The 3,248-nt window shown below is 71.5% G+C and carries 1 protein-coding gene; it reads right to left on the bottom strand.

Translation table 11 applies throughout. From position 1 onward, the window contains the following. The coding region (locus J5Y04_RS41040) for a non-ribosomal peptide synthetase (RefSeq protein ID WP_209417653.1) at positions 1-3,248 on the bottom strand (3,248 nt) is incomplete at both ends.

Below are 3,248 nucleotides of genomic sequence, written 5' to 3'. Positions count from 1 at the left end.
CCCGCGCCTCGAACAACCCCACCAACGTCCCCGACATCCCCACCGGCCCCTCCACCGCCGGCACCTGCCACCCCACCAACAACCGCTCCCGCTCAACCCCACCCACCACATCCACCGCACCCAACCGCGACTCCGGCGACTCCTCCAACACCGACGTCAGACCCGCAACCGCTGTCCTCAGCAACCCACACACCTGCTCCGCATCGGCCGGGGCGACAGCGTCGACGCTCAGGCCGAAACCGGTCCCGTCGTCGTCCACGTTCACCACCAACGGATAGTTGGTACGGCCCCGGGCGTACCGAAGTCGCACGCCGTCCAGGCCGACGCCGAGGTCCGATCCGGATGTCCCCCCGGCGAGTCGGCCGTTCCGGTAGTTGAACAGCGCGGTGAACAGCGGGCTGCCGCCCGGGACACCGCTGGCCTGCTGCGCCACCGAGAGCGGCGCGTGCTCGTGCACCAGCAGCTCGCCGAGCTGGTGCCGCAGCGCGGAGACCGCCTCGGCTGCTCCGAGCTCATCGACGCGTACGCGCAACGGCAGCGTGTTGATGAAGGGGCCATGGACGCGGTCGGCCCCGGTGCCGGCGTTCATGCGGCCGAACAGCACCGTGCCGAACACCACGTCGTTCCGACCGCTGACCGCTGCCAGCACCCGCGCCCACGCCACATGGAAGACCGTCGCCGGACTCACGCCCAACCGGCGGGACACTTCCCGGACCCGTTCGGCGAGTTCGGCGTCGATGTCGGCCCGTGCCTGCACGGCTCCGCTGCCGTCGCCGTGCACGTCGAGCAGCCCGTACGGGGCGGTGGGTTCGGTGACGTCGCCGAGGAGGTCGGCGAAGTAGCGCTCGTGCTCCTCGCGCGGCACCCCCAACCGGGCCTGGGCCACGAAGTCGCGGAACGGCAGGGGCGCGGGCAGCGAGTCTCCGCGCCCGGACAGGAACGCCCGTACGCCCTTCAGCAGCGCATCCGTGGTGGCGTCGTCCCGGACCAGGTGGTGGATGCGCAAGAGCGCCAGCCACTGCCCGTTGTCGGGCGAAGCCGCGATGTGCACCCGGATCAGCGGCGCGCGGTCCAGGTCCATCCAGCCGCCGGCGGCGGTCAGCAACTGCTCGACGGGGTCGGCCCCGTGCGGATCGAGTTCCAGTTCTTCCACCGGGAGCGTCGCGTTCCGTGCCACCACCTGGACGGGCTCGCGCAGGCCCTCCCAGACGACGGCCGTGCGGTAGATGTCGTGCCGGTCCACCACCTGCTGGAGGGCGGCGAGGACCGCGTCGAGCCGTTGGCGGCTGTCGAACCCGAGCACCATCGGCTCGGCATACACGTCCGTCGCGCCCCCGCGTCCGGCCTGCAACAGGTGGTGGAAGAAGATCCCCTCCTGGAGCGGGGCGAGCGGGTAGACGTCCGCGATGTTCGCCGCGCCACCCGGCACAGCAGCCACGACCTTCGCGATCTCGGCCGTGTTCAGTTCGACCAGCGGCAACATGTCCGGCGTGATGACCTCCGTGCCGGCCGGAATCGCGTTCGGGGGCACGCTCACCTGCCCCGGGCCCGTCTCGGCAGCGAGGCCGGCCGGAGTCGAGGTCTGGAACAACGCCCGTACCGAGACCGCCATCCCGCGCGCCCGCAGGAGCTCCACCAACGAGACCGCCAGCAGGGAGTGCCCGCCCAGAGCGAAGAAGTCGTCGTCGACGCCGACGTGTTCCAGGCCCAGGACCTGCGCGAACGCGGCGCACAGGATCTCCTCCTGCACCGACACCGGACCCCGGCCGGCACCCGCCACCGCGGCGAAGTCCGGCGCCGGCAGAGCCCTGCGGTCCAGCTTGCCGTTGCCCGTCAGCGGCAGCGCGTCCAGCACCACCACCGCCGACGGCACCATGTGCTCCGGAAGCCTGGAGACGGCGAAGTCGCGCACAGCTGCCGCGACTTCGTCGGCTGCCTCGTCGGCGGCGACAACGTAGCCGACCAGGCGGCGGTCCCCCGGCACGTCCTCGCGGGCGACGACCGCGGCCTGCGCCACGCCCGGATGGGCGGCCAGCACCGCCTCCACCTCGCCCGGCTCGATCCGGAAACCCCGCACCTTCACCTGATCGTCCGCACGCCCCAGCACCACCACACTGCCGTCCGCCGTCCAACGCGCCCGGTCACCTGTCCGGTACATCCGCCCACCCGAGGCGGAGAACGGGCAGGCCACGAACCGCTCCGCCGTCAACCCAGGACGCCCCACATAGCCACGCGCCAACTGCACACCCGCGACATACAACTCACCCACCACACCCGGCGCCACCGGCTGCAGGAACCCGTCCAGCACGAACAACCGCGTGTTCCCGACCGGACGACCCACCGGCACCACACCGGACGCCACCGACTCCGCCGTCAGACGAGTCGTCGCAACACCAATCGTCGCCTCCGTCGGCCCATAGTGGTTGAACACCCCACGCTCGCCGGCCGCCTCCAGCAGACCCTCCACCAGCGCGGCCGGGGCGGCCTCTCCGCCGAGTACCAACGACGCCGCGGGCAGCACACTCCCCGGTCCGGCCACCGCCGCCAGCGCCGCCAGGTGCGAGGGAACCACCTTCACGAAGTCGATCCGGTGCTCCGCAAAGTACGCCGCCACCGCCACCGGATCCGTCACCGCCTCCTCAGGGAGGATGTGCAGCTCACCACCGGTCGCCAGACTCGCGAACAGCACCGTGTTCCCCAGGTCCGTCGCCTGCGCCTGCAACAACGCATACCTGCCGCCCTCAGCGCCGAACCCCACCCTCGACGGCACCGACCCCACGTAGTTCGCCAACGCCCCGTGCGTCACCCCCACACCCTTCGGACGCCCCGTTGACCCCGACGTGTAGATGACGTAGGCCAGCCCGTCCGCCGACACCCGCACACCCGGCGCAGTCGCCGCCATCCCGGCCAGCTGCATCCGCACCAACGCACTGTCCACCGCCACCAGACGCACCCGACCCGCCGGCAGCTCGTCCAGCAACTCCTCCGTCGTCAACGCCAACACCGCACGGCTGTCCCGCAACATGAACGCGATCCGCTCCACCGGCTGCCCCGGATCCACCGGCAGATACGCCGCCCCCGCCTTCCACACCCCCAAAATCCCCACCACCGTCTCCACACCCCGTGGCAGGCACAGACCCACCACCGACTCCGCACCCACCCCCTGACCCACCAAATACCGCGCCAACCGGTTCGCCCGCGCATCCAACTCCCCGAACGACACCCCCACCCCGTCCACCACCAACGCC

The organism is Kitasatospora sp. RG8 (assembly GCF_017813315.1).
Classification (GTDB): domain Bacteria; phylum Actinomycetota; class Actinomycetes; order Streptomycetales; family Streptomycetaceae; genus Kitasatospora.
This window is presented reverse-complemented; position numbering and strand designations above follow the sequence as displayed.